At 54.9% G+C, this 20,850-nt stretch carries 16 protein-coding genes; 11 read left to right on the top strand and 5 right to left on the bottom strand.

Translation table 11 applies throughout. The features are described 5' to 3' along the window. The first annotated feature begins 14 nt into the window (after positions 1-14). The 3 genes from MHI24_RS25770 to MHI24_RS25780 all read left to right on the top strand — a co-directional run bounded on the left by MHI24_RS25770 (position 15) and on the right by MHI24_RS25780 (position 5,059). A complete protein-coding gene (locus tag MHI24_RS25770; protein ID WP_340022408.1) occupies positions 15-944 on the top strand; it encodes a carbohydrate ABC transporter permease in 930 nt (309 codons plus the stop codon). Positions 945-1,011: 67 nt separating this feature from the next. Continuing rightward, positions 1,012-2,589: an ABC transporter substrate-binding protein gene (locus tag MHI24_RS25775; RefSeq protein WP_340022409.1), complete on the top strand. Its 1,578-nt coding sequence runs from the start codon at positions 1,012-1,014 to the stop codon at positions 2,587-2,589. A 115-nt stretch (positions 2,590-2,704) separates the two neighbouring features. Continuing rightward, positions 2,705-5,059: a beta-galactosidase gene (locus tag MHI24_RS25780; RefSeq protein ID WP_340022410.1), complete on the top strand. Its 2,355-nt coding sequence runs from the start codon at positions 2,705-2,707 to the stop codon at positions 5,057-5,059. A 400-nt stretch (positions 5,060-5,459) separates the two neighbouring features. Here the strand turns inward: MHI24_RS25780 and MHI24_RS25785 are convergent, their stop codons facing one another. Continuing rightward, positions 5,460-6,296, bottom strand: a complete 837-nt coding sequence (locus MHI24_RS25785) for a carbohydrate ABC transporter permease (protein ID WP_340022411.1) — start codon at positions 6,294-6,296, stop codon at positions 5,460-5,462. Further along, entirely contained in the window at positions 6,296-7,186 is an 891-nt protein-coding gene (locus MHI24_RS25790; protein ID WP_340022412.1) for a sugar ABC transporter permease, read from the bottom strand. Before MHI24_RS25790 ends, MHI24_RS25785 begins: the two co-directional genes overlap by 1 nt. 208 nt (positions 7,187-7,394) lie before the next feature. Here MHI24_RS25790 and MHI24_RS25795 point away from each other — a divergent pair, with 208 nt between their 5' ends. The 4 genes from MHI24_RS25795 to MHI24_RS25810 all read left to right on the top strand — a co-directional run bounded on the left by MHI24_RS25795 (position 7,395) and on the right by MHI24_RS25810 (position 14,522). Further along, positions 7,395-9,251, top strand: coding sequence for a histidine kinase (locus MHI24_RS25795; protein ID WP_340022413.1), 1,857 nt, complete (start codon positions 7,395-7,397; stop codon positions 9,249-9,251). Further along, a complete protein-coding gene (locus MHI24_RS25800) occupies positions 9,244-10,890 on the top strand; it encodes a response regulator (protein WP_340022414.1) in 1,647 nt (548 codons plus the stop codon). The genes MHI24_RS25795 and MHI24_RS25800 overlap by 8 nt, the downstream gene beginning before the upstream one ends. A 125-nt stretch (positions 10,891-11,015) precedes the next feature. After that, complete coding sequence (locus tag MHI24_RS25805; protein WP_340022415.1) at positions 11,016-12,341, top strand: sugar ABC transporter substrate-binding protein; 1,326 nt, start codon at positions 11,016-11,018, stop codon at positions 12,339-12,341. Positions 12,342-12,422: 81 nt separating this feature from the next. Continuing rightward, positions 12,423-14,522, top strand: a complete 2,100-nt coding sequence (locus MHI24_RS25810) for a glycoside hydrolase family 36 protein (protein WP_340022416.1) — start codon at positions 12,423-12,425, stop codon at positions 14,520-14,522. 71 nt (positions 14,523-14,593) lie between these two features. Here the strand turns inward: MHI24_RS25810 and MHI24_RS25815 are convergent, their stop codons facing one another. From MHI24_RS25815 to MHI24_RS25825, 3 genes are all read right to left on the bottom strand, one after another. Next, complete coding sequence (locus MHI24_RS25815; protein WP_340022417.1) at positions 14,594-14,902, bottom strand: hypothetical protein; 309 nt, start codon at positions 14,900-14,902, stop codon at positions 14,594-14,596. A 1-nt stretch (position 14,903) separates the two neighbouring features. After that, positions 14,904-15,551 carry a hypothetical protein gene (locus MHI24_RS25820; RefSeq protein ID WP_340022418.1) on the bottom strand — a complete coding sequence of 216 codons (648 nt, stop codon included), beginning with the start codon at positions 15,549-15,551 and terminating at the stop codon, positions 14,904-14,906. 646 nt (positions 15,552-16,197) lie between these two features. After that, a complete protein-coding gene (locus MHI24_RS25825) occupies positions 16,198-16,623 on the bottom strand; it encodes a MarR family transcriptional regulator (protein ID WP_340022419.1) in 426 nt (141 codons plus the stop codon). A gap of 373 nt (positions 16,624-16,996) precedes the next feature. Here MHI24_RS25825 and MHI24_RS25830 point away from each other — a divergent pair, with 373 nt between their 5' ends. The 4 genes from MHI24_RS25830 (at position 16,997) to MHI24_RS25845 (ending at position 20,547) form a co-directional block, all read left to right on the top strand. Further along, entirely contained in the window at positions 16,997-17,254 is a 258-nt protein-coding gene (locus tag MHI24_RS25830) for an AbrB/MazE/SpoVT family DNA-binding domain-containing protein (RefSeq protein ID WP_274528657.1), read from the top strand. Positions 17,255-17,417: 163 nt separating this feature from the next. Continuing rightward, entirely contained in the window at positions 17,418-18,146 is a 729-nt protein-coding gene (locus tag MHI24_RS25835) for an HAD family hydrolase (RefSeq protein ID WP_340022420.1), read from the top strand. Positions 18,147-18,418: 272 nt separating this feature from the next. Beyond that, the gene (locus MHI24_RS25840; protein ID WP_340022421.1) at positions 18,419-19,159 is read left to right on the top strand and encodes a response regulator; all 741 of its coding nucleotides are present in this window, start codon (positions 18,419-18,421) and stop codon (positions 19,157-19,159) included. Between the two features lie 38 nt (positions 19,160-19,197). Next, a complete protein-coding gene (locus tag MHI24_RS25845; protein WP_340022422.1) occupies positions 19,198-20,547 on the top strand; it encodes an FAD-dependent oxidoreductase in 1,350 nt (449 codons plus the stop codon). Positions 20,548-20,850: the final 303 nt, after the last annotated feature.

Here is a 20,850-nt window from a genome sequence, read left to right on the forward strand (position 1 = left end):
GGAGGTAATGCCCCATGAGTTCAACAACTGCAAATATTCACTCACCGGAAATGCGCAAAAAGCCGGTTAACCGGGACAAGATGATCCTGTCCATCGTCGGGTACGTAACCCTTACTATACTGGCAGTCTTCTGTGTCTTCCCGTTCCTTCTGGTGATCTCCTCTTCCCTAAGTGACGAGAGTACGATCATCGAGAAGGGATTCCAGATCTTCCCGACAGCCTTCTCTACGGAAGCTTACAGCCTGCTGTTCAAATACCCGGAGGAGATGCTCAAGGCCTATGGGATTACGATCTCCGTCACCGCAATTGGTACGCTGGTCGGACTGTTCCTGACCTCGATGACCGCCTACGTGCTGTCCCGCAGAGATTTCAAATGGCGCAGCAGCTTCTCGTTCTTCTTCTTCTTCACCACACTGTTCAGCGGCGGTCTGGTGCCGTGGTATCTGATGATCGTCAACTACCTGCATCTGAAGGATACCCTCCTGGTGCTGATCCTGCCGATGCTGATGAACGTGTTCTACATCATCGTCATGAAGTCGTTCATGAGCAGCATCCCGGATGCAATTACAGAATCCGCCAAAATTGACGGAGCCGGCGATTTCCGCATCTTCATGCAGCTGATTGTGCCGCTGTCCAAGCCGGCGCTGGCGACCATTGGTCTCTTCATTGCCCTGGCCTACTGGAATGACTGGTATAATGCGCTGCTCTTCATCTCCAAGTCCGACCTGATGCCGCTGCAGTACTATCTCTATAAGATGCTCGGCAATATGGACGGTATGCGCAAGGCGATGATGGCCTCCGGCGCGGTGGTCAACACCGATCTGCCGACCGAGAGCCTGAAGATGGCGATGACGATTGTGGCCACCGGGCCGATCCTGCTGGCGTATCCATTCATTCAGAAGTATTTTGTTACAGGTCTTACGATTGGTGCCGTTAAGGGATGATCACAGGGCAACCTGGTTATCAATATAACAATCAAGCAACTATTATCTTAAGGGGGAAATACAGGTCATGATGAATAAGAAAAAGAAACTGACAGCTACGCTTGCAGCAATGATGACACTGGGGACGGTTCTCAGCGCCTGCGGCGGTAACAATAACGGTAATACAGCAGCTGAAGCCACCAAGGCTCCGGCAGCATCCGAAGGGGCAGCCACGAACTCCGGCGCTCCTGACACTTCCAAGGAAGTGAAGCTCAAAATGATTCTGCTCGGACCGCAGCCCGGCGATTACGATAAGGTCTTCGGCGAGCTGAATGCCAAGCTGAAAGAAAAAATCAATGCAACCGTGGAAACTGAATTCCTGGACTGGTCTGACTGGACTCAGAAGTACCCGCTGAAGTTCGCGGCCAATGAGGATTTTGACCTTGTGTATTCTGCGAACTGGGCCTTCTATAACGATCAGGCGCTTAAAGGCGGCTTCTTGGAATTGACCGATGATATGCTGCAAAAATACATGCCGAAGACCTGGGAAGTGATGCCGAAGGTGAACTGGGAGCAGGCTAAGGTAGACGGCAAGCTCTTCATGGTACCGAACAACAATGTTGAGGTAACCGATAAAGTGGTGCTGTACCGCGAGGATCTGCGCAAGAAATACAATCTGCCTGAAATCAACAGCCCTGAGACCTACGCCACATATCTGAAAACGATTGCTAAGGATGAGAAAGGCATCACCGCTTTTGGAGCGAAACCGGCAGACGGCTGGAAGTTCCATGAGCTGGATCAGACGCTGCTGGAGCAGAACAACAACTTCAAGCTGGTCGACCGCAGCCTGCTGCCGCTGGCGTACAAGCTCGAAGATGCTTCCGGCAAAGTCTTCAATATCTATGACACTCCAGAGTTCACAACCCTGCTGAAATACTACAAAGACCTGGCCGATAACGGCGCATGGTCGAAGAACGTAGTCAGCAACAAAAATGACGTATGGCAGGATGTCAAGGCAGGTAAGGTATCCTCTTATGCCCACAACCTGGGTACGGTAGCCGCTAACCTGTCCGAAATGCGCCGTGACAAACCGGAAATTGAGCTCGGCATTGCCGATCTGACACCGGACAAGAAGAAAATTGCTGCAATCTCTACACAGAACGGGATGTCCGTCCATGCCAGCTCGAAGAACCCTGAGCGTGCACTGATGCTGATCGACCTGCTGCAGAATGACAAGGAAATTCACGATTTGACTATGTACGGGATTGCCGGAAGCAACTACAATCCGGAAGGCGACAAGAAGTTCACTGCCGGTCCTGCTGCCGCGAACTACACAGGCTTCTCGAACTGGGGCTGGAACTCCCCGCTGAACCGTCAGGATGCTGCATATCCTGAGGAAGCAAATGCGATGTTCGACAAATGGCAGTCCAGCATCTACCACTTCCCGCTGGAGACCTTTGTCTTCGACTCCACACCGGTGAAGAACGAAGTGGCTAACATCGGCAACGTTATGCTGCGCTATGCAATTCCGCTGGAATACGGCTTGATTGAGGATATCGACAAAGGCCAGGCGGAACTGTTGAAGCAATTGAAATCTGCCGGACTCGATAAAGTACAGACGGAAATGCAGAAGCAAATCGATGCGTTCCTGGCTGCGCAGAAGTAAGCATACAGCATAAGCTTCCAGACTGCTCCAAAGCATTGGCTTTGGGGCAGTTTTTGTGAAATCATAGGTACAGGTTGTATATGGATCATATCCTAACGGCAAAGGAGACCTTCTCATGAATTATACGATTCAGGCTCAAGTGTCCCCCAAGAATATCTATCCCTCTTCGCTTCGTCTGGGCGGAACCAGCCCCCAAGGAGATGAGATCAGCTTCACCAATTATTATATGGAGCTTAACGGCAAGCCTTATGTCGCGATCTGCGGCGAATTCCATTATTCCCGTTATCCCGAAGCAGACTGGGAGACGGAAATCCGCAAAATGAAGCTGTCGGGCATCAATGTAATTGCTACCTATATCTTCTGGAATCACCATGAAGAGCGGGAAGGGGAGATGGACTGGACGGGCAACCGCGATCTGCGGCGGTTCGTTAAGCTGTGCCGGAATAACGGACTCTATGTTATTCTGCGTGTCGGGCCGTTCTGCCACGGTGAGGTCCGCAACGGCGGGCTGCCGGACTGGCTGTTCGGGCGCGAGTTCGATGTCCGCTCCAATGATGCAGGCTATCTGCGGCTTGTTCAGCGCCTGTTCGGGGAGATCGGGCATCAGGCCCGCGGCCTGATGTTCAAGGACGGCGGGCCGGTCATCGGCATCCAGCTGGAGAATGAGCTGAATGCCGCCGCTGCACTGTGGGAGGAGACCGCCAAGCAGGGCGATGAGTATCTTAGCGGCGGGGTAAGCGGTGCTGAAGGCTCAGAGCATATGCGTCTGCTCAAGCAGTACGCGTCAGATGCCGGGCTGATAGCTCCGATATATACGAGCACAGGCTGGGGAGCCGCACCGTTCCTGGAGGATGAGGTGCTGCCGCTGTATGGCGGATATGCGTATACGCCCTGGAGCATCAGTGACCCGAACCAGACCCAGAAGCCTACGCCGGAGTATGTCTTCGTGAACTTCCATGACGATCAGGCGCCGGGCGGTGAATTCAATCCGCCGTATCCACGGACGAAATACCCGTTCGCCTGCTGTGAGATGGGCGGCGGGATGCAGACCTGGTACCTGTCCCGCTTCCAGGTGGAGCCGGAGAGCGTCATCGCTATGAGCTTAATGAAGCTGGCCGGGGGCTGCAACTTCATCGGCTATTATATGTTCCACGGCGGAACGAATCCGGTGGGCAGCACCGGATATCTGAACGAGAGCACCACCCCCAAGCTGACCTATGACTTCCAGGCGCCGATCGGCGAGTTCGGGCAGATCCGCGAATCGAACGGCCTGCTCCGCCCGCTGCATTATTTCCTGCGCCGGTTCGCTGACCGGCTGGCTCCGCTGGCAACGGTGCTTCCGGCCGGGGCTGAGGCGATCACGCCGGAGGATGCGCATTCACTGCGTTATGCAGTCCGCACTAATGGCAGGTCGGGCTTCCTGTTCGTCAATAATTATCAGGACCATGTGCAGATGGATACACATGAAGAGGTTGTGTTTGGTGTTAAGCTGGGTGCGGAGGTCATTAGCTTCCCGCAGCGGAGCAGCCTGACGGTTCAGTCCAAGGCATCCTTCCTGCTGCCGTTCAACTTCGATCTGGACGGACTGAATCTTAAGTATGCTACGGCACAGCCTGTCACGGCAGTCGAAACGGATGAAGCAGCTACCTACTTCTTCTCCATGCCGGAAGGGGTGGACGGTGAGTTCCAGCTCGCGGCGGAGGGCGGCATATTGGACGTTGTTGCTGATGCCGGAGACGTAGTGCAGGATGGCGGCTACACGTTCGTGCTTCCGCATGATGTATCGTCCATGATTGTCATCAAGCGCGAGGGCGCCAGAGAAGTGCGGATCTATGCGGTGAGCGCCAGGGAAGCCTCGGAGCTGTGGGAGCTGGAGGAGAACGGACAGAACCGGGTGTTGTTCTCACCTGTTCCACCGGTGCAGACTCCGGACGGAATCGAATTCATCAGCCCGGGGCAGCATGCCTTCACGTTCCGGGAATATACGGGCGGAGCTGCGGCGGCCCCGCAGTGGCATCCGGTCCAGGCGGATGCAGCCGTCAGCGGGCGGCGCGAGGGCTGGTTCCAGGTGTATGATGTCCAGGTTCCGGCCCAAGAGATCGGTGTTACGGTGCGGCGGATTCATGATCATAAGGTGGTGCTAGAACTGCCGGAGACTGTGCTGGAAGGCACGGAAGAAGTACTGCTGAGCATTGATTATACAGGCAATGTGGGCTACGCTTTTGCTGGCGGCAAGCTGTTTCACGATCACTTCTACAACGGCTTGCCGTGGGAGATCGGGTTGTTACGGTTCCGCGAGGTGCTGCGCCGGGGTGAGATCGTGCTGGAGACCACGCCGCGCCGCACCGGTGCTGTCAAGCTGGCCGATGACGCCGCCATGGCGGTGGAGAAGGTGTTCGAGGGCGAAGCGGTGGCGGTGTTCCACAGTGTAACTGCAACGCCGGTGTACCGGGTGGGGGTTAGACGGTAGAGCAGTAGCTGCTGGAAAGGTTGCGGATGTGGGGAGAGGAATTGGCCTTCCCGTGAGCTGATGGTGGATGCGCGGACTGTGAGGCCCTTATTCGGTCTGAAAGGACTGAATTTGCCGTATTTGCGGACTCAGTGGACCTTATTCTTCGGATTCCCCCTCGTTTATGGCCAGAGTGTGCGGAATAAGCGCAACTGAGTCCGCGGAGGGTGCCAAAAGTGGTGCTATCGGCGAAATAAGCGCATGTGAGTCCGTGTCTCCCCAGGGGGGGACGCAAAAAGTTTGTGTGAACGATTATACCCAAAATCCACCTCATAAAAAGAAGGCACGGCCCCAAGCGAGTTCGCTTAGGCTGTGCCTTCTTGCCGTCCGGAAGCGGGCAGAGTAGAGGAGCAGGATCGAATCAGCCCTTAACCGCCCCCGCCACGACGCCCTTAACAATATACTTCTGCAGGAAGATGAACACGATGATCGAAGGAAGCACTGCCATTACCATCGCCGTCATCGCATACTGCCAATCCGACGTATACTGGCCGACGAAGGTGTAGGCCGCCAGCGTCAGCGTCTTGGTGCTTGGTGAGCCGTTGACCATCAGCAGCGGGAGCAGGAAGTCATTCCAGATCCACATCACGTCGATGATCACAATCGTGGTGGTGACCGATTTCAGCAGCGGAAAGATCACACTGAAGAACAGGCGGAAGCCGGAAGCGCCGTCGATCGTCGCGCTCTCGTCAATCTCAGCCGGAATGCCCTTCACGAAGCCGTGATAGATGAACACCGCGAGCGGAGCGCCGAAGCCCCAATACAAGAGGCCCAGTCCCCAGGTGCTCTCCGACATGTTCAGGCTTTTGGCCGTCTGCAGCACCGTCAGCATGATCGACTGGAACGGGATCAGCATCGGCATAATGCACAGGAAGTAGAGGACGCCGCTCCATCTGGTTTTGGTCCGGGCCAGCTTATAGGCGGCAATGGACGAGATGAATACGATGCCGAGCAGGCCGACCCCGGTAATGATGAAGTTGTTCAGGAACAAGCGCGGATAGTTGATGAACTCCCAGACATAGGCGTAGTTACTGAAGTTGATGTGCTTCGGGAGGGCGATAACGTCGGTCATAACCTCGCCGAAGCTTTTCAGGGAGTTGATCACTGCCAGGAATAACGGATACAGGAACAGCAGAGACAAGAGCACGAGCACCACTTCGAGTATGATCTTGCCTGCCTTGTTAGGTTTAGTTGTCATTAGGCCTCTACCTCTCTGCGTTTGAAGACTGTCAGCTGGATGATGGTTACGACTAGCACTGCCAGGAACAGAATCAGCGCTTTGGCTGTGCCGTAGCCGTACAGGTTATTCTGGAACGTATCCCGGTAGATATCATAAGCGATACTATAAGTAGTTCCGCCGGGGCCGCCGCCGGTCAGCGACAGGATTACGTCGAATACCTTAATCGAGTTGGTCAGAGCCATGAACACCGAAATCGTGATCGATGGAGCCAGCAGCGGCAGCGTCACACTGAAGAACCGTCTCAGCGGACCGGCACCGTCAACGGTGGCCGCTTCCTTGAGATCCTCCGGCACCGATTGCAGCCCGGCGATGTAGATCACCAGATAGAACCCGATCGACTGCCAGATGGACACGCCAAGGATCGAGATGAACGCCAGCCCCGGTGTTCCAAGCCAGCTCAGGCCGAATATGCTCCACCCGGTGCTCTCTCCGAGGGAATTGAAGCCCTGCATGAAGATGAATTTCCAGATGAAGCCGACAATCACAAGGCTGAGGATATAAGGGATGAAGAAGGCCGCCCGCAGCCAGGAGGTGCTCTTCAGCTTCATGTCCAGCAGCACCGCCAGCAGAATCGCCAGTACGTTGATGATTACGATATAGAGAATCGCATATTTAATCGTGAACCAGGCGGCATTGGAGAAGTTCGTATCGCCCGAGAAGATCTGGCGGAAATTGTCCAGCCCGATGAATTTGGGATGCTTGGCAATCCCGTTCCACTTCGTCATGGAATAGCGGATCGTCATGGCAAAGGGGATGTAGAAGGCTACAGCAATACAGATCAGAACCGGGAGTGTAAAGATTCCGAATTCGAGTCTTTCGCGCCATTGTCTGCCGAGTGTTTTTAACATGGATGCACCTCTTCTGGAGTTATCTGCGTGGAAGAATCAGGCCCGGCTTGCCACGCTTAACCATTCCGGTTAGTCTATATGGTGTAATTATAGAGCAGCCCCCTGACCGCCAAAATGGATTTAAGAGGACAGTTAAGGGTAAAAAGGTGAACGGTGTGCAGCGGCTGTCCAGTGGACAGAAACCGGCGGCAGGAAGAAGGGGAACATCATGAAAAAAGTGTGGTTGAAGCTCGCTGAGCCTTTACTGGAGCGGATCTCCCGGCGGCTGGCGAACAAGCTGATCCTGTTGTTTACGATTATTATCATCCTGGTGGTCAGCTCGCTTACATACATCTCTTACCGCATGCTACAGCGGGAATCGGTGGATAACAGCATCGCCAGCACAAGCAACAATCTGCTGCTGGTCGGGCGGAATCTGGAGAGCTACCTGAGCGGTATTGAGCAGCTCTCATTGCCCCAGATCTCTTACGACGAGTTCAATTATGCCCTGCTGCACGAATCGGAGGACTACAGCTCGCGGATGTATGTGGAGGATTATCTGAAGAATCTGTATTTCTCCCGCAATGATCTGGAGTCGGTGTACCTGTATATCATCAAGGAGCAGAAGTATTACTATGTAACCAAGGAGAACTACAATATCACCGTGCGGGTGTCCTCACATCCGCCCATTACTGATCTGCCGTGGTATCAGCGGGCGCTGGCGAGTCCGTATAATCGTTCATATCAATCTTTTGCGGAAAAAAGACTTGCACCCGGCAGCAGTGCCGATTACCCGGTCAACCCGGACAAGGTCTTCATGGGCTATCACCGGCTGATCCGCTCCATCGTCTCCCGGGAGCCGCAGGCGGTATTGTCGCTGTACCTGAATTCCTCGGTGACCGGTGAGATTATGAAGGATATTCCGTTCAGCAGCGGAGAGCATCTGATGTATATCAGCCCGGATGAGGAGCCTTTTGTCGTGGATGATATGCCGTTCTTCCGGGAGAGCAGGGAGGCGGGGCTGACGGAGCTGCTGACACCGGAGCACAAGGGGCGGGTGACCTGGTCCGGCAACGGGCAGAAGTACCTCGTGATCTACGACATCAGCCAAAAAGAAGGCTGGAAGCTCGTCAAGCCGATTCCGTATACCCAGATCTACGAAGCGGCCACGACGACGCGTACCCTGAGTGTGGCGCTTGGCCTGCTGTTCCTGATTGTCTCGGTCGTGCTGGTCAGCGTCATCTCGAACCGGATCACCGATCCGCTGAAGAATCTGTCGCTGCAGATGAAGCGGTTCAGCTCGGGGAGCTTCGACGCCCAGGCTGCGGTATCCGGCAAGGATGAGATCGCCTATCTGTCCCGCCATTTCAACAAAATGGTCGAACGGACCAATGAGCTGATCAATGAACGCTACAAGATGAAAATTGTGGAGAAGAACGCTGTCCTCAAAGCGCTGGAGGCGGAAATTAACCCCCACTTCCTGTACAATGCGCTCCAGGCGATCTCGACCAAGGCGCTGAAGAACCACAATGATGATATCGTTGAGATGGTGGACAATCTGGCGTTAACCCTGCGATACTGTATCAGCGGCAAGGATGTCGTGCAGGCCAGGGAGGAGCTGCGGCATATCGGGCGTTATCTGGCGCTGCAGCAGGCCCGGTTCGGCAGCCGGATGCAGGTCGTCTATGACTGGGAGGAAGGGCTGATGGACCTTAGAATTCCCAAGCTGTCGATCCAGACGCTGGTCGAGAACTGCATCAAGCACGCGCTGGAGAAGGTCTCCACTACGGTGACTATCCGCATCGAAGCACATGTTACGGATACACACAGTATCATTTCAGTGGTGGATGACGGGCCGGGCATCCGGGCCGGGCGGCTGGAGCAGGTCATGGGCTCGCTGGAGGTTCAGTGGGAGGACCGCGGCCTGGATACAGACGGGGAGGATGGAACCGGGAGCATCGGCTTGAAGAATCTGAACACCCGGCTGAAGCTGCTGTACGGGGAGCAGGCGGGCCTGATGATCCACAGCAGTGAACAGGGAACACAAATGGAGATGCGGCTGCCGCGGGGAGGATCACATGTATAGAGTATTGATAATTGACGATGAGGAGCCGCTGCGCGAAGCGATCCAGATTCTGGGAGACTGGGAGAGTATCGGGGTCAGCGAGGTGCTGGAGGCGACGGACGGGAAGTCAGGTCTTGCGATGCTGCGCCGGGAGAAGTTCGATCTGGTGCTGGTGGATATGAAAATGCCCGAGCTGAGCGGGGCCGAGCTGCTGCAGATCGCCGAGCAGGAATTCCCGGAGCTGCTGATGATTGTCATCAGCGGCTACAATGATTTCGAGTATACGCGCCAGGCGATCCGCTCCAAGGTGGTGGATTACCTGCTGAAGCCGGTGAACCGCACGGACCTTAACCATGCCCTGCGCAAGGCTACCGGCGTGCTGGATGCCAAGCGTAAGCGGGAGAGTGAGTTCATCAACCGCAATATTACGCTGAACATGTCGCTGCCGAAGCTGAAGGAGAAGATGTACCTGTCCATCCTTGACCGGAGCTTCAAGCCGCAGACGAATGAAGCCTTCCTGCCGCTGATCGGCGCAGACGGAGGGGCCAGCCACTTCGCTGCCGGTACGCTGCGGATGCTCAATCTGGAGCAGGTCCGAAAGGAGCGGTTCCACGGGGACCGTGATCTGCTGCATTTTGCCGTTACCAATGTGATGAACGAGCACAGCGACGGGCAGTTCGGGGCGTTCAGCTTCGCCAGCCCCCAGGGGGACCGGGAATTCATTGCCGTGTTCACGATGAAGGACGGGTACGAGGAAGAGGCGGCTTTCCTGTCGCTGCACCATATGAAAAGAGCGGCCTCCACCTTGAAGGAGCTGTTCGGCATCGCCTGCGCGGGCGGGCTGGGCGGACCCTGCAATGATCCGCTTGGCCTTGCGGCATCCTATGAGCAGGCCAAGGCGGCGTTGGATAACCTGGATCTGCTCAGCCTGAAGAACGGCCAGATTGTGCAGGGCGGCGCGGTGCAGCCTGTACTCCGGGACAATCCCTCGCTGACCGGGCGGATGCCGCAGATCCGCAGTGCGCTGGAGAGCGGGAATGTGAATCATGCGCGCAGCATTCTGAATGATTTCACCGGGAGCTGGCAGCAGGCTGAAGTCTTTACGCTTGGGGAGGCGGACCGGGCGCTGCGGGTATTCCTGCTGCAGCTCAGCGAGATTGCTGCCCAGCTTGACGCGCTGCCGCCGCAGAGCTCTAGCGGGAAGGACAGCGCCCTCCAAGCTCTGGGCATCTCCGGTGACTTCGCTTCCTTCGGGCAGTTTACGGCGCTGCTTAATGATATCTTTGACGGTTACGCGGGCGGAATCAGCCGTAAGCTGTCGGGAGACCGCAGCAGCGTACTGGAGAATATTAAAGCGTACATTGACAACCATTACTTTGAAGATATTAAGATATCAAACTTCACGGAGCAATATTTCCTGAGCCGGGAATATCTGATGAAGCTGTTCAAGGGGCAATACGGGTACGGCATCCACGAGTATGTGCAGAAGGTAAGGATGGACAAGGCGGCAGCCCTGCTGCGTGATCCCGCCCTCAAAATTCAGGATATTTCCGAGATGCTGGGGTATAAGGACAAGAACTATTTCAGCAAGGCGTTCCGCAATTATTATGATTGCTCACCTTCCGAGTTCCGGCAGCAGCTGGAGGGGGGAGAAAAGTGAAACGGTTACATCAGCACACTTTTTTACCCCTATAAGTTCACTTATGTACCTTCTTATCCTTTTTCTTTTTCTTTAGAATGATGAGCAAGACCACAAGATGTATGAGGAAAAAGGGGGCAACATCCATGTTAAAACGATTCATGGCCGTATCTGCGAGTCTGCTGCTGGCAGGGGGACTGCTGGCGGGCTGCGGCGGAAATAACACCAACAATGCCGCTAACAACACAGGTGGAACAAATGGGGCCGGCAACAGCACTGCCGATTCCTCGAAGCCTGTCACGATTAATATGTTCACCGCATCTCCCGAATACACCGATGCCTTCAATGCTTACATCGCCGAATACAAGAAGGTGAAGCCCAACGTAACGATCAATCTGGAAATTATGCAGGCGGATTACAATACGGTACTGAAATCCAAGATTGCGGCCGGCAGCACCCCGGATGTGTTCCAGACGACTGCGGGCGGCGATATTGATACTTTTGCCGAATACAGCGCCGACCTGACGAATGAACCGCTGGCCGCTGCGATGACCGATGCCGTCCGCTCCAATATGAGCTCCTCGGATGGCAAAGTGCTCGGGCTTCCGGTCAAGGGCAACCTGTTCGTCCTGATGTACAACAAGAAGCTGCTGACGGATGCCGGCATTACCGAGGTTCCGAAGACAACCGCCGAGCTGGATGATGCGATCACTAAGCTGGAAGCCAAGGGAATTACACCGTTCGCCAATGCCTACAAGGAGTGGTGGGTATGGAAGCATATCTTCCAGCACTTCGTTGATGCGGCAGCCACCGATGCAGGTACAGACGCCAAGACCCTGGTAGCCGACTTCATCGCCGGCAAGACCACCTTCAAGGATCATCCCGTGCTGAACGATAATTTCTTCAACTTCATTGATACGACCGTGAAGCATGGTACAGACAAGCCGCTGGAACGCGACAGCAATGCGGAAGTCAGTGACTTCGCCCTCGGCAAAACCGCCTTCATGACCGGCAAGGGTGCCTGGGATGAAGAGGCCATCAAGAAGATCACCCCTGACTTCGATCTCGGCATCGCCGGTTATCCGGTCAGCGACAAGCCGGAGCAGTCCCAGATCATTACGGGTGCTGACCAGGCGCTGCGCATCAACAAGGATTCGGCTGTAGCTAAGGAGACGATCAAATTCTTCAACTGGCTGTATACCTCTGATTACGGCAAAAGCTGGTTCTCCAACGTAGCCAAGGTGATTCCGCCGATCAAGGATGCGCCGATGCCTGACCTGCAAATGCCTAAGGAGATGGAGGAAATCCTGAAGACCGAGAAATCCGGCGACCTGTCCGTGAACTATTCGCTGGATACGTTCCACCAGAAATTCGGTGAATTGATGCAGGCTTATATCGGCGGCAGCAAGACCAAGGACCAAGCGATCGATGAAATTCAGAAGGCCTGGATTCAGTTCGGGTCCGCACAATAAAAGCATCAGGATGAACTTGAACGGCCACCGCGGTGTAATTACTGAGGGGGCCGTTCCTGTATTAAGGAGGCTGCAGGATACATGGACAGCAAGCTTATAGAAGTTGCCGAGAACGGGCTTTATCTTACCATTGAAGTGACAGGGCAGCAGGATGTGCGGCTGCTGCATTTCGGCGCTGCGCCGCTTGAGGCGGGAAGCATTGAGGAGAAGAACAAGGCCGGCTTCCGGCTGCTGGAGCTGCAAATGACCGGCGAGGACCGGGCCGAATATCACGGGCGGACGCACCGCGCCTCTTATCCGGGGCTGCGCATGGTATATGACGGCCACGAGGATACGTTCAATCCGCTGGGGCGCAAGCTGGAGATTGCCCTTGCAGATCCGCTTACAGGTATGAAGGCGGTCCAGCATTATCAGTTCTATAACGGGGTGCAGGTGGTGCGCTCCTGGACTGTCCTGCACAATGAAGGCACTGCGGAAGCGGGGGTGGAGTACATCTCCTCGTTTGCCCTGACCGGAGTGGATAAGGAGGGCAGCGGAGACCGCAGCGGCAAAATAGAGCTGAGCCTGGCCCACAGCGGCTGGCAAAGCGAGCTGCAATGGAAGGCGTACAGCCTGCCGGAGCTGGGCATGTCCCATCTGGCCGACCGGGGCTCGAAGCGGATTGCCGCCAGCAATACCGGCTCCTGGTCGGCGGCAGAGCTGCTACCGATGGCGGTGCTGGAGAACAAGGAGAGCGGGGCCAGCCTGTTCTGGCAGATCGAGCATAACGGCTCCTGGCACTGGGAGCTGACCGATCAATACGACCAGCTCACCCTGCTGGCCGGAGGGCCTAACGAGCATGACAACCAATGGTGGCTGAAGCTCGCACCCGGCGAAGCCTTCACTTCTGTACCGGTGGCCGCAGGGGCGGTGCAAGGCGGCTTCCAGGCTGCGGCTGAGCAGCTGACGGCGTACCGGCGGATCATCCGCAGGCCGAATGAGGATAATGAGCTGCTGCGGATTATTTTTAATGACTATATGAACTGCCTGTGGGGCAGCCCGACGACGGAGAAGCTCTTGCCGCTGATCGATGCCGCTGCCGGGGTCGGCTGTGAATACTTCTGCATCGATGCCGGCTGGTATGCCCCCGGTGAGTGGTGGGACGGCGTAGGCGAGTGGGAGCCGTCCGCCGAGCGCTTCCCGGAGGGCATTAAGTTTGTGCTGGATTACATCCGCAGCCAAGGGATGATTCCCGGCTTATGGCTGGAGCTGGAGGTGATGGGAATCAACAGCCCGAAGCTGGCAGAGACCGACGACAGCTGGTTCTTCATGCGCCACGGGAAGCGGGTGAAGGACCGCAGCCGCTATCAGCTCGATTACCGCAGCCCGGCGGTGCGGAAGCATGCCGATGGGGTGATCGCCCGGCTGGTCGAGGAATACGGCGTCGGGTATATCAAGATGGACTACAACATCAATGCCGGAACCGGTACGGAGACGGGAGCGGACAGCTTCGGGGACGGCCTGCTGCAGCATAACCGGGCCTATCTGGCGTGGCTGGACAGCATTTTCGCCCGTTATCCGCAGCTGGTGATCGAGAACTGCTCCAGCGGCGGAATGCGGATGGACTACGCCATGCTGAGCCGCCACAGCATCCAGTCCACCAGCGACCAGGAGGATTATGTGAAGTATGCGGCCATTGCCGCAGGCGCTCCGGCTGCGCTGACCCCGGAGCAGGCAGCCGTCTGGTCGTATCCGCTGCGCGAGGGCGATGATGAAGAGGTCATCTTCAACATGGTCAATGCGCTGCTGCTCCGGGTCCACCAGAGCGGCCATCTGGCCGAGCTGACGCCGGGGCGCCGGGCACTGGTGAAGGAGGCGCTGGATTACTACAAGTCCATCCGTTCCCGGATTCCGCAAGCCTTCGCCTTCTGGCCGCTCGGCCTGCCTGACAGCGGGGGAGACTGGATCAGCCTCGGGCTCCGCCACGGAGACATGCGCTATATTGCGGTGTGGCGGATCGCTGGAGACGCCGCAGAGGTCAAGCTGCCATTGCCCGAGCTTCAGGGACAGGCGGCAGAGGTCCGCTGCGCTTATCCTGCCGGAGCTTACGGAACGGCCTGGAGCTGGGATTCTGCGGCTGGCAGCTTGAGCGTCTCGCTGCCGGCTGGCCGGACCGCACGGCTCTTCGAGCTTCATTCATAGAGAATAACCCGGTGGGGTTATTGCGATTACAGGGGGATTTCAGCGCCTGATTGAGGCTGCTGGAATCCCCTTTATGTGTTAATGAAAGTAATGCACCTGCGCAGCAGACGGCGGGTGTGATAGAAGGACCAGGCCAGCAGGAACCCTACTACCAAGCCATATGGCAGGCTGAGGAGCTCCGGGACAGAATAGGACGGGGTGAGCCTCATCCCTATCGCGCTGAAGCCGAAGGTCCGCAGGAGGCCGGCAATAGGCGCGATGATGGCACATACCAGGCTGCCAACCAGCCATGTGCCCAGCACGGGCAGGGCAAACAGGATAACGAACGCTTTGGACAGATAATTGCGCAGGTAAAGCAATGGGCCAGAAGATGATCTCATTTTATGTACCTCCAGTTTGGTTCATTTGTGTGATTCTGCCTACTTGTGATTGAGGATGAAGGGTCAGATGATCCCGGTAACGGATCTCCCCGATGATACAGCCCGGCCCTATCGTAACATCATGCCCGCATACGAGGTCTGCCCGGGTCCTGTACAGGGTGATACCGGCCCCTTCAATGGTCCCGCAACGCAGCGTCTGGAATGGGCGCATCGGAAGATTCAGCAGCCTGGAAGAAGGGGCTACAGTAATTTCGCCATCGCAGGTCATGTGTCTGATCTTGCACCAGGCACCCAGCTGAATACGGATCGATACCGCACAGGACAGCCGGTCGATTCGCACAGCGCCGTCAGCCCGGAATTCATCCGCGTGTGCTGAGCGGGCTACCGACAAATACCCGTTAGACACTACCCTTACAGCCTTAAGGCTTCCGGTACGCAGACTCCCGAAGCAGTACAGCTCCTGCGCATTGCAGGACTGCGCTACCGAGCATTCTCCCCGGAGCTTCAGCCGCGCTGCCGCCAGCTTCCCGCGGACATGCAGATGTCCAAGCACCTCGACGCTGGCAGCCGTAAGGTCCCCCCGGCAGGTCTGAGAGCCGTAGACCTTCAGCGGCTTCCCGTCTGCCTGGAGCGGATTCAGTGTAGTCATGGAAGAAATCACCGCCAGTTCATATTTATTTTAGTAACTATAATATATAGTAAACGAAATATAAGGCGAATAAAAGACTTTTAATAAAAAGTCACCTTTGGGTGATAGATTACTTGTCCTAAAATCATCTTAAGTGCGGCGCGGAATGTATTCGGTTTTTGACATACAAATGGCCCAGTTGCAGTCGTGAAGCGGAATGTATTCGGTTTTTGACATACAAATGGCCCGGTTGCAGTCGTGGAGCGGAATGTATTCGGTTTTTCGCATACAATTGGCCCGGTCGCAGTCGTGGAGCGGAATGTATTCGGTTTTTCACATACAAATGGCCCAGTTGCAGTCGTGGTGCGGAATGTATTCGGTTTTTGACATACAAATGGCCCAGTTGCAGTCGCGGCGCGGAATGTAATCGGTTTTTCACATACAATTGGCCCGGTTGCAGTCGTGGCGCGGAATGTAATCGGTTTTTCGCATACATCCGGTTCACTTACCCCGCCTCCGCCCATTGAATTCGGTTTTCCACGTACGTACTTGTCTCCTCACTCGTAAATAGCACTTATCCACGGGCTTACGTAAATCATCATTCCCAAACAACAAAAAACTGCACCCCCTCAAGGAGATGCAGTCCAGTCTGAATGATACATTGTGGTCACGAACGGGTAATCCCGCTTATCAGGTTGTCGATCGTTTGCAGGGTCGAGGACATTTTGTCCAGATCAGCTACTGCATAGGTGTCGAATAAGGAGAGGATGCGCTGCCTGCCTTGGGCGGTAAGGGCGATATTGACCACTCTCCGGTCTTCCTTCGTTCGGCTTCGCTCTACATACTCCAGAGCCTCCAGCTTATCGCACATGAAGGATGCGGCACCCGGGGTAATCATCAGCCGTTCTGAAATATCCGTAATGTTGAGGGAGCCGGTAAGCTGCAGCAGGAACATCAGCATAATCTGATTCTGTGACAGCGTATCTTCTTTCCTCGTGATGTGGTCGATGAATGCCTGTGATTTCTGCTGCACGCTGGTCATATAGTCCATAACCTTGTAGATGGCCTGCTCTTTGTCTGCTTCTTCGCTCATGGAAACACTCCAATTTTATTTGCTGATTGAAATATATAGCCAGTATAACTTTACTGTCAAGTGAAGGCCGTTAACCGTGCGCTCCAGACCGTAGAAATGGACTTACAAAAAAATTTTCGGACTTAGTGAAATTTCTGGACTTAATTGAATAAAATAGTTATAAACAAACACGAATTTATTAATTTGTCGAAAAAACTCTAAACTTTGTCGAATTCTTTGTCGATTAATATCAAAAGATGTAGAAATAAAATTGACAGGAAAGAAATAGCACTTTACAATGCTATTATAGAGATTACATTTCTACTTTTTAGAAGCTTTAATAGTTTTTTAACACCAAGAGCTGTTCATGGGTGATTTCAAGGGAGGATGCATAATGATGAAGGCAACAGGAATAGTAAGAAAAGTCGATGAACTGGGACGTATTGTGATTCCGATTGAACTGCGCAGAACAATGGGAATTGACATAAAAGATCCGCTGGAAATTTTTGTGGACGGCGAAAAGATCATTCTCAGAAAATATGAACCAACCTGCATTTTCTCCGGCAGCGCTGAGAACCTGATCAGCTTCAAAGGCAAAATGGTCAGCAAAGATGTTCTCGATGAACTGATCGCAAGTTTCGACAAAATCTAAGTTTTGATTGGCGGAGGCCGGGTCACAGACACTTCAACAGTGTTCGTGCTCCGGTTCTTTTTTGTCTGTCCGGCCGGAAGGCCGGTTCGTAGACAATCCCAGCGGCTTCCTATATCATTAAGGGCGTTGTATGCAGAACAATACTGGAAGGGATGGTCACCTCATGAGCAACGAAGCACAGACACAAGCGGAGAACAGCCCGCTGCCCCGGCTGAACCGGCCGGAAGCGATTGTATTTGATATGGATGGTACGCTGTTCCAGACGGAGAGCCTGCTGCTGCCCGCCTATCATAGAATGTTCGATATTCTGCGGGAGGAAGGGCTGCATTCCGGTCCTACGCCGCCGGAGGAGCGCATTCTGGGCAGTCTGGGGATGCTGCTGGCTGATATCTGGAAGAATGTGATGCCTGAAGCGGACGAGGCGGTGCACCGCCGGGCGGATGAGCTGCTGCTGCAGCTGGAGATTGAAGGACTGGAAGCAGGGGGAACCCTGTTGTACCCTAAAGTAGTAGAGACGCTGCGTGCGCTGCATCAGCGCGGAGTGAAGCTGTTCGTCGCCAGCAACGGGCTGGAGGACTACATCCACAGCATCGTGGTCGTTCATGAGCTCAAGGACCTGTTCGAGGGCCTGTATAGCGCGGGCGGCCAAGGGACGGCAACCAAGACAGAATTACTCCGCCTTCTGCTGGACAATCACAACATCAGCAGCGCCTGGATGGTCGGAGACCGCTCCTCGGATGTGCAGGCAGGCAAAGGCAACGGGCAGACCGTTATCGGCTGCGGCTACGCCGGCTTCGGGCGGCAGGAGGAGCTGAAGGGCTCGGATGTCATTATCTCATCGTTCGATGAATTGATTGCGCTGTATGATAACAGCGTTGCAGCTGAGCTGTAATCAGGCAGCCTGAAGCGCAGGATAAATATACCAGGCAAGCAGATCCGGATGTCATTTCCGCCTTATTAGAGGCGTTAAGGGCATCCGGTTTGATGTCTTAAGCGGAGGGTACGGATAGTTCTCGAAATTTCATACCTTTTCTCGAATGGGTACCGTTTCTTTGCAGGTGCCCGCAATTTTATACTGGTACTGTAAGCGTTTCACAAGAGGTTGATCTCAGGAGCTTGCGGAGCGGTACGGTGGCCGGAATACTGTATTTGGAGGGGATCGGCTTGCACAAGCTGTTTCTGGTGGAGGATGAAGCCCTGATCCGTTCGGGCCTTAAGCATTTAATTGAGCAGGTTATCGGCGGCTATCAGGTCATAGGGGAGGCTGAGAACGGAAGGCTTGCGCTGGAGGCGCTCAAGAGCGTGAAGCCCGATGTTCTGATTACCGATATACGGATGAATGAAATGAACGGCCTGGAGATGATCCGGCGGATTCGGGACCAGTACCCCGACATGTACATCCTGATCTTAAGCGGGTTCGCCGACTTTGAATATGCGAAGCAGGCGATCAAATACGGGATCAGCGATTATCTGCTGAAGCCGGTGGACCGCACGGAGCTGGCCCAGGCGCTGGGGGAATTCAAGCGCAAGCACGGAACCGGGGGCGGGCAGCCGGGCCAGCCGGAGGAAGGCGAAGCAGACCAGAAAGGCAGGCAACTGATCCGTAAAGTGAAGGAGCTGGTCGCACTGCGGCTGGATCAGGAGATATCGCTTCAGTATATGGCCGAGCAGGTGCATCTGAATCACCAGTACCTGTCGGTGCTGTTCAAGTCGGAGACCGGCCAGAACTTCACGGATTACGTCTTACAGTGCCGGATGAAGCGGGCCAAGCAGCTGCTGAAGGAGACGAATCTCAAAATCTACGAGGTTGCCAAATTGTCGGGCTACCTAAGCTCCAAGCATTTCATGGCGGTATTCAAGGACCATACCGGCAGCACTCCCACGCAGTACAGGGAGCAGCAATAATGTAACCGTTAACTTTAAAAGGAAGAGGAGGAGCAAGGATGCGGAAATATGAAGTCGTTGTAGCAGGCGGAGGAGTCTCCGGCTCCATTGCGGCCATGGCGGCAGCACGGGCAGGTGCCCGGACGCTGATCATTGAGGCGGGGGGCTTCCTCGGCGGAACCCTGACCGCTGCGGGCGTGGGGCCGATGATGACTTTTCACGCAGGGGATAAGCAGGCTATTCAGGGAATCACCGACGAGCTGATTCAGCGGCTCCGGGCACTCGGCAAATCTCCCGGGCATATCCCGGACGCGACGAACTACACCTATTCGGTGACGCCGTTCGATGCCGAAGCCATGAAGTACGAGCTGGATCTGATGCTGCAGGAGAGCGGAGGCGAGGTGCTGTACCATACCATGCTCGCCGGGGCGGAGGTATCAGACAGACGAATTAAGTCGCTTACCTTGTGCAACAAGGCGGGGCTTAGCACGATTTCGGCGGATGTGTTCATCGATGCTACAGGGGATGGCGATCTGGCAGCCTGGTCCGGCGTTCCGTTCACCAAAGGGCGCGAGTCTGATGAGCAGTCGCAGCCGATGACGCTGAAGATGAAGATGAGAGGAGTGGACACGGAGAAAATTAAGGCGTATATCCGTGAGCACCGTGAGGACTTTCCCCGCATGAATCTGGATATCACGGTTATGGACTCTGCGGCCAGATTATCGGTCGTCGGCTTCGACAAGCAGTTCCGCGAAGCGAAGGAGCGCGGCGAGATCAGCATTCCGAGAGAGGATGTCCTGTTCTTCGAGACGAGCAATCCCGGTGAGATTATTATGAATACTACGCGGATTCTCGGCAAGGACAGCACAGACCCGTGGAGCCTCAGCGAGGCCGAGATTGAGGGCCGCAAGCAGTGCCGGGAGCTGGAGCTTTTTCTGAAAAAATATATTCCCGGATTTGAAGATGCTGTGGTTGTCTCCACAGGCCCGTCCATCGGCGTACGCGGTTCCCGCCAGATCAAGGGCGTGTATACCCTGACTGCGCAGGATATTCTGTCGGTGAAGCCCTTCGAGGATGTGATTGCCCATTCCGGCTACCCGATTGATATCCACAGCCCGGACGGCGAGGGCACGGCAACGGATCATCTGGAGTGGGGGGCGATGTACGGTATTCCTTACCGCTGCCTGATCACGAGTGAGATCGACAATCTGATTGTAGTTGGCCGATGCCTCTCAGCCACGTTTGAAGCCCAGGCGGCTGTGCGGACAACACCGACCGTAGGCGCAATCGGGCAGGCGGGCGGTACGGCGGCGGCGCTGGCAGTGCAAGCAGGAGTTCCAGTGCAGCAGGTGGACTATAAGAAACTGCAGGAGACACTTACAGCACATGGCGCTTATCTGGAACTGTAACGCGCGCGCCATAACTGTAATATGTGCAACTAAAGCGGCCAGTTATTAAGTTGTGTGGAGTTTAATTGTATTCCATACAGTTAAAAATCCCCATATATCGTAAAATCGGACATATCGTTAATTTTAATTGTACAAAGTACAGCTATCCTGAGAAATCCGGGTTTTCGAAGTCTTTTAACTGTAGGAAATACATCTATCTGCTGTTGGGTGTTAGCATCTACCATTGGCTGCAATTAAATGCTTGTACCTCATCAAAGTTCTAATAGATTTAAGAATAATTCTTATAACAACGTATATTCAACA

Source organism: Paenibacillus sp. FSL K6-1096, from assembly GCF_037977055.1.
GTDB lineage: Bacteria > Bacillota > Bacilli > Paenibacillales > Paenibacillaceae > Paenibacillus_AQ.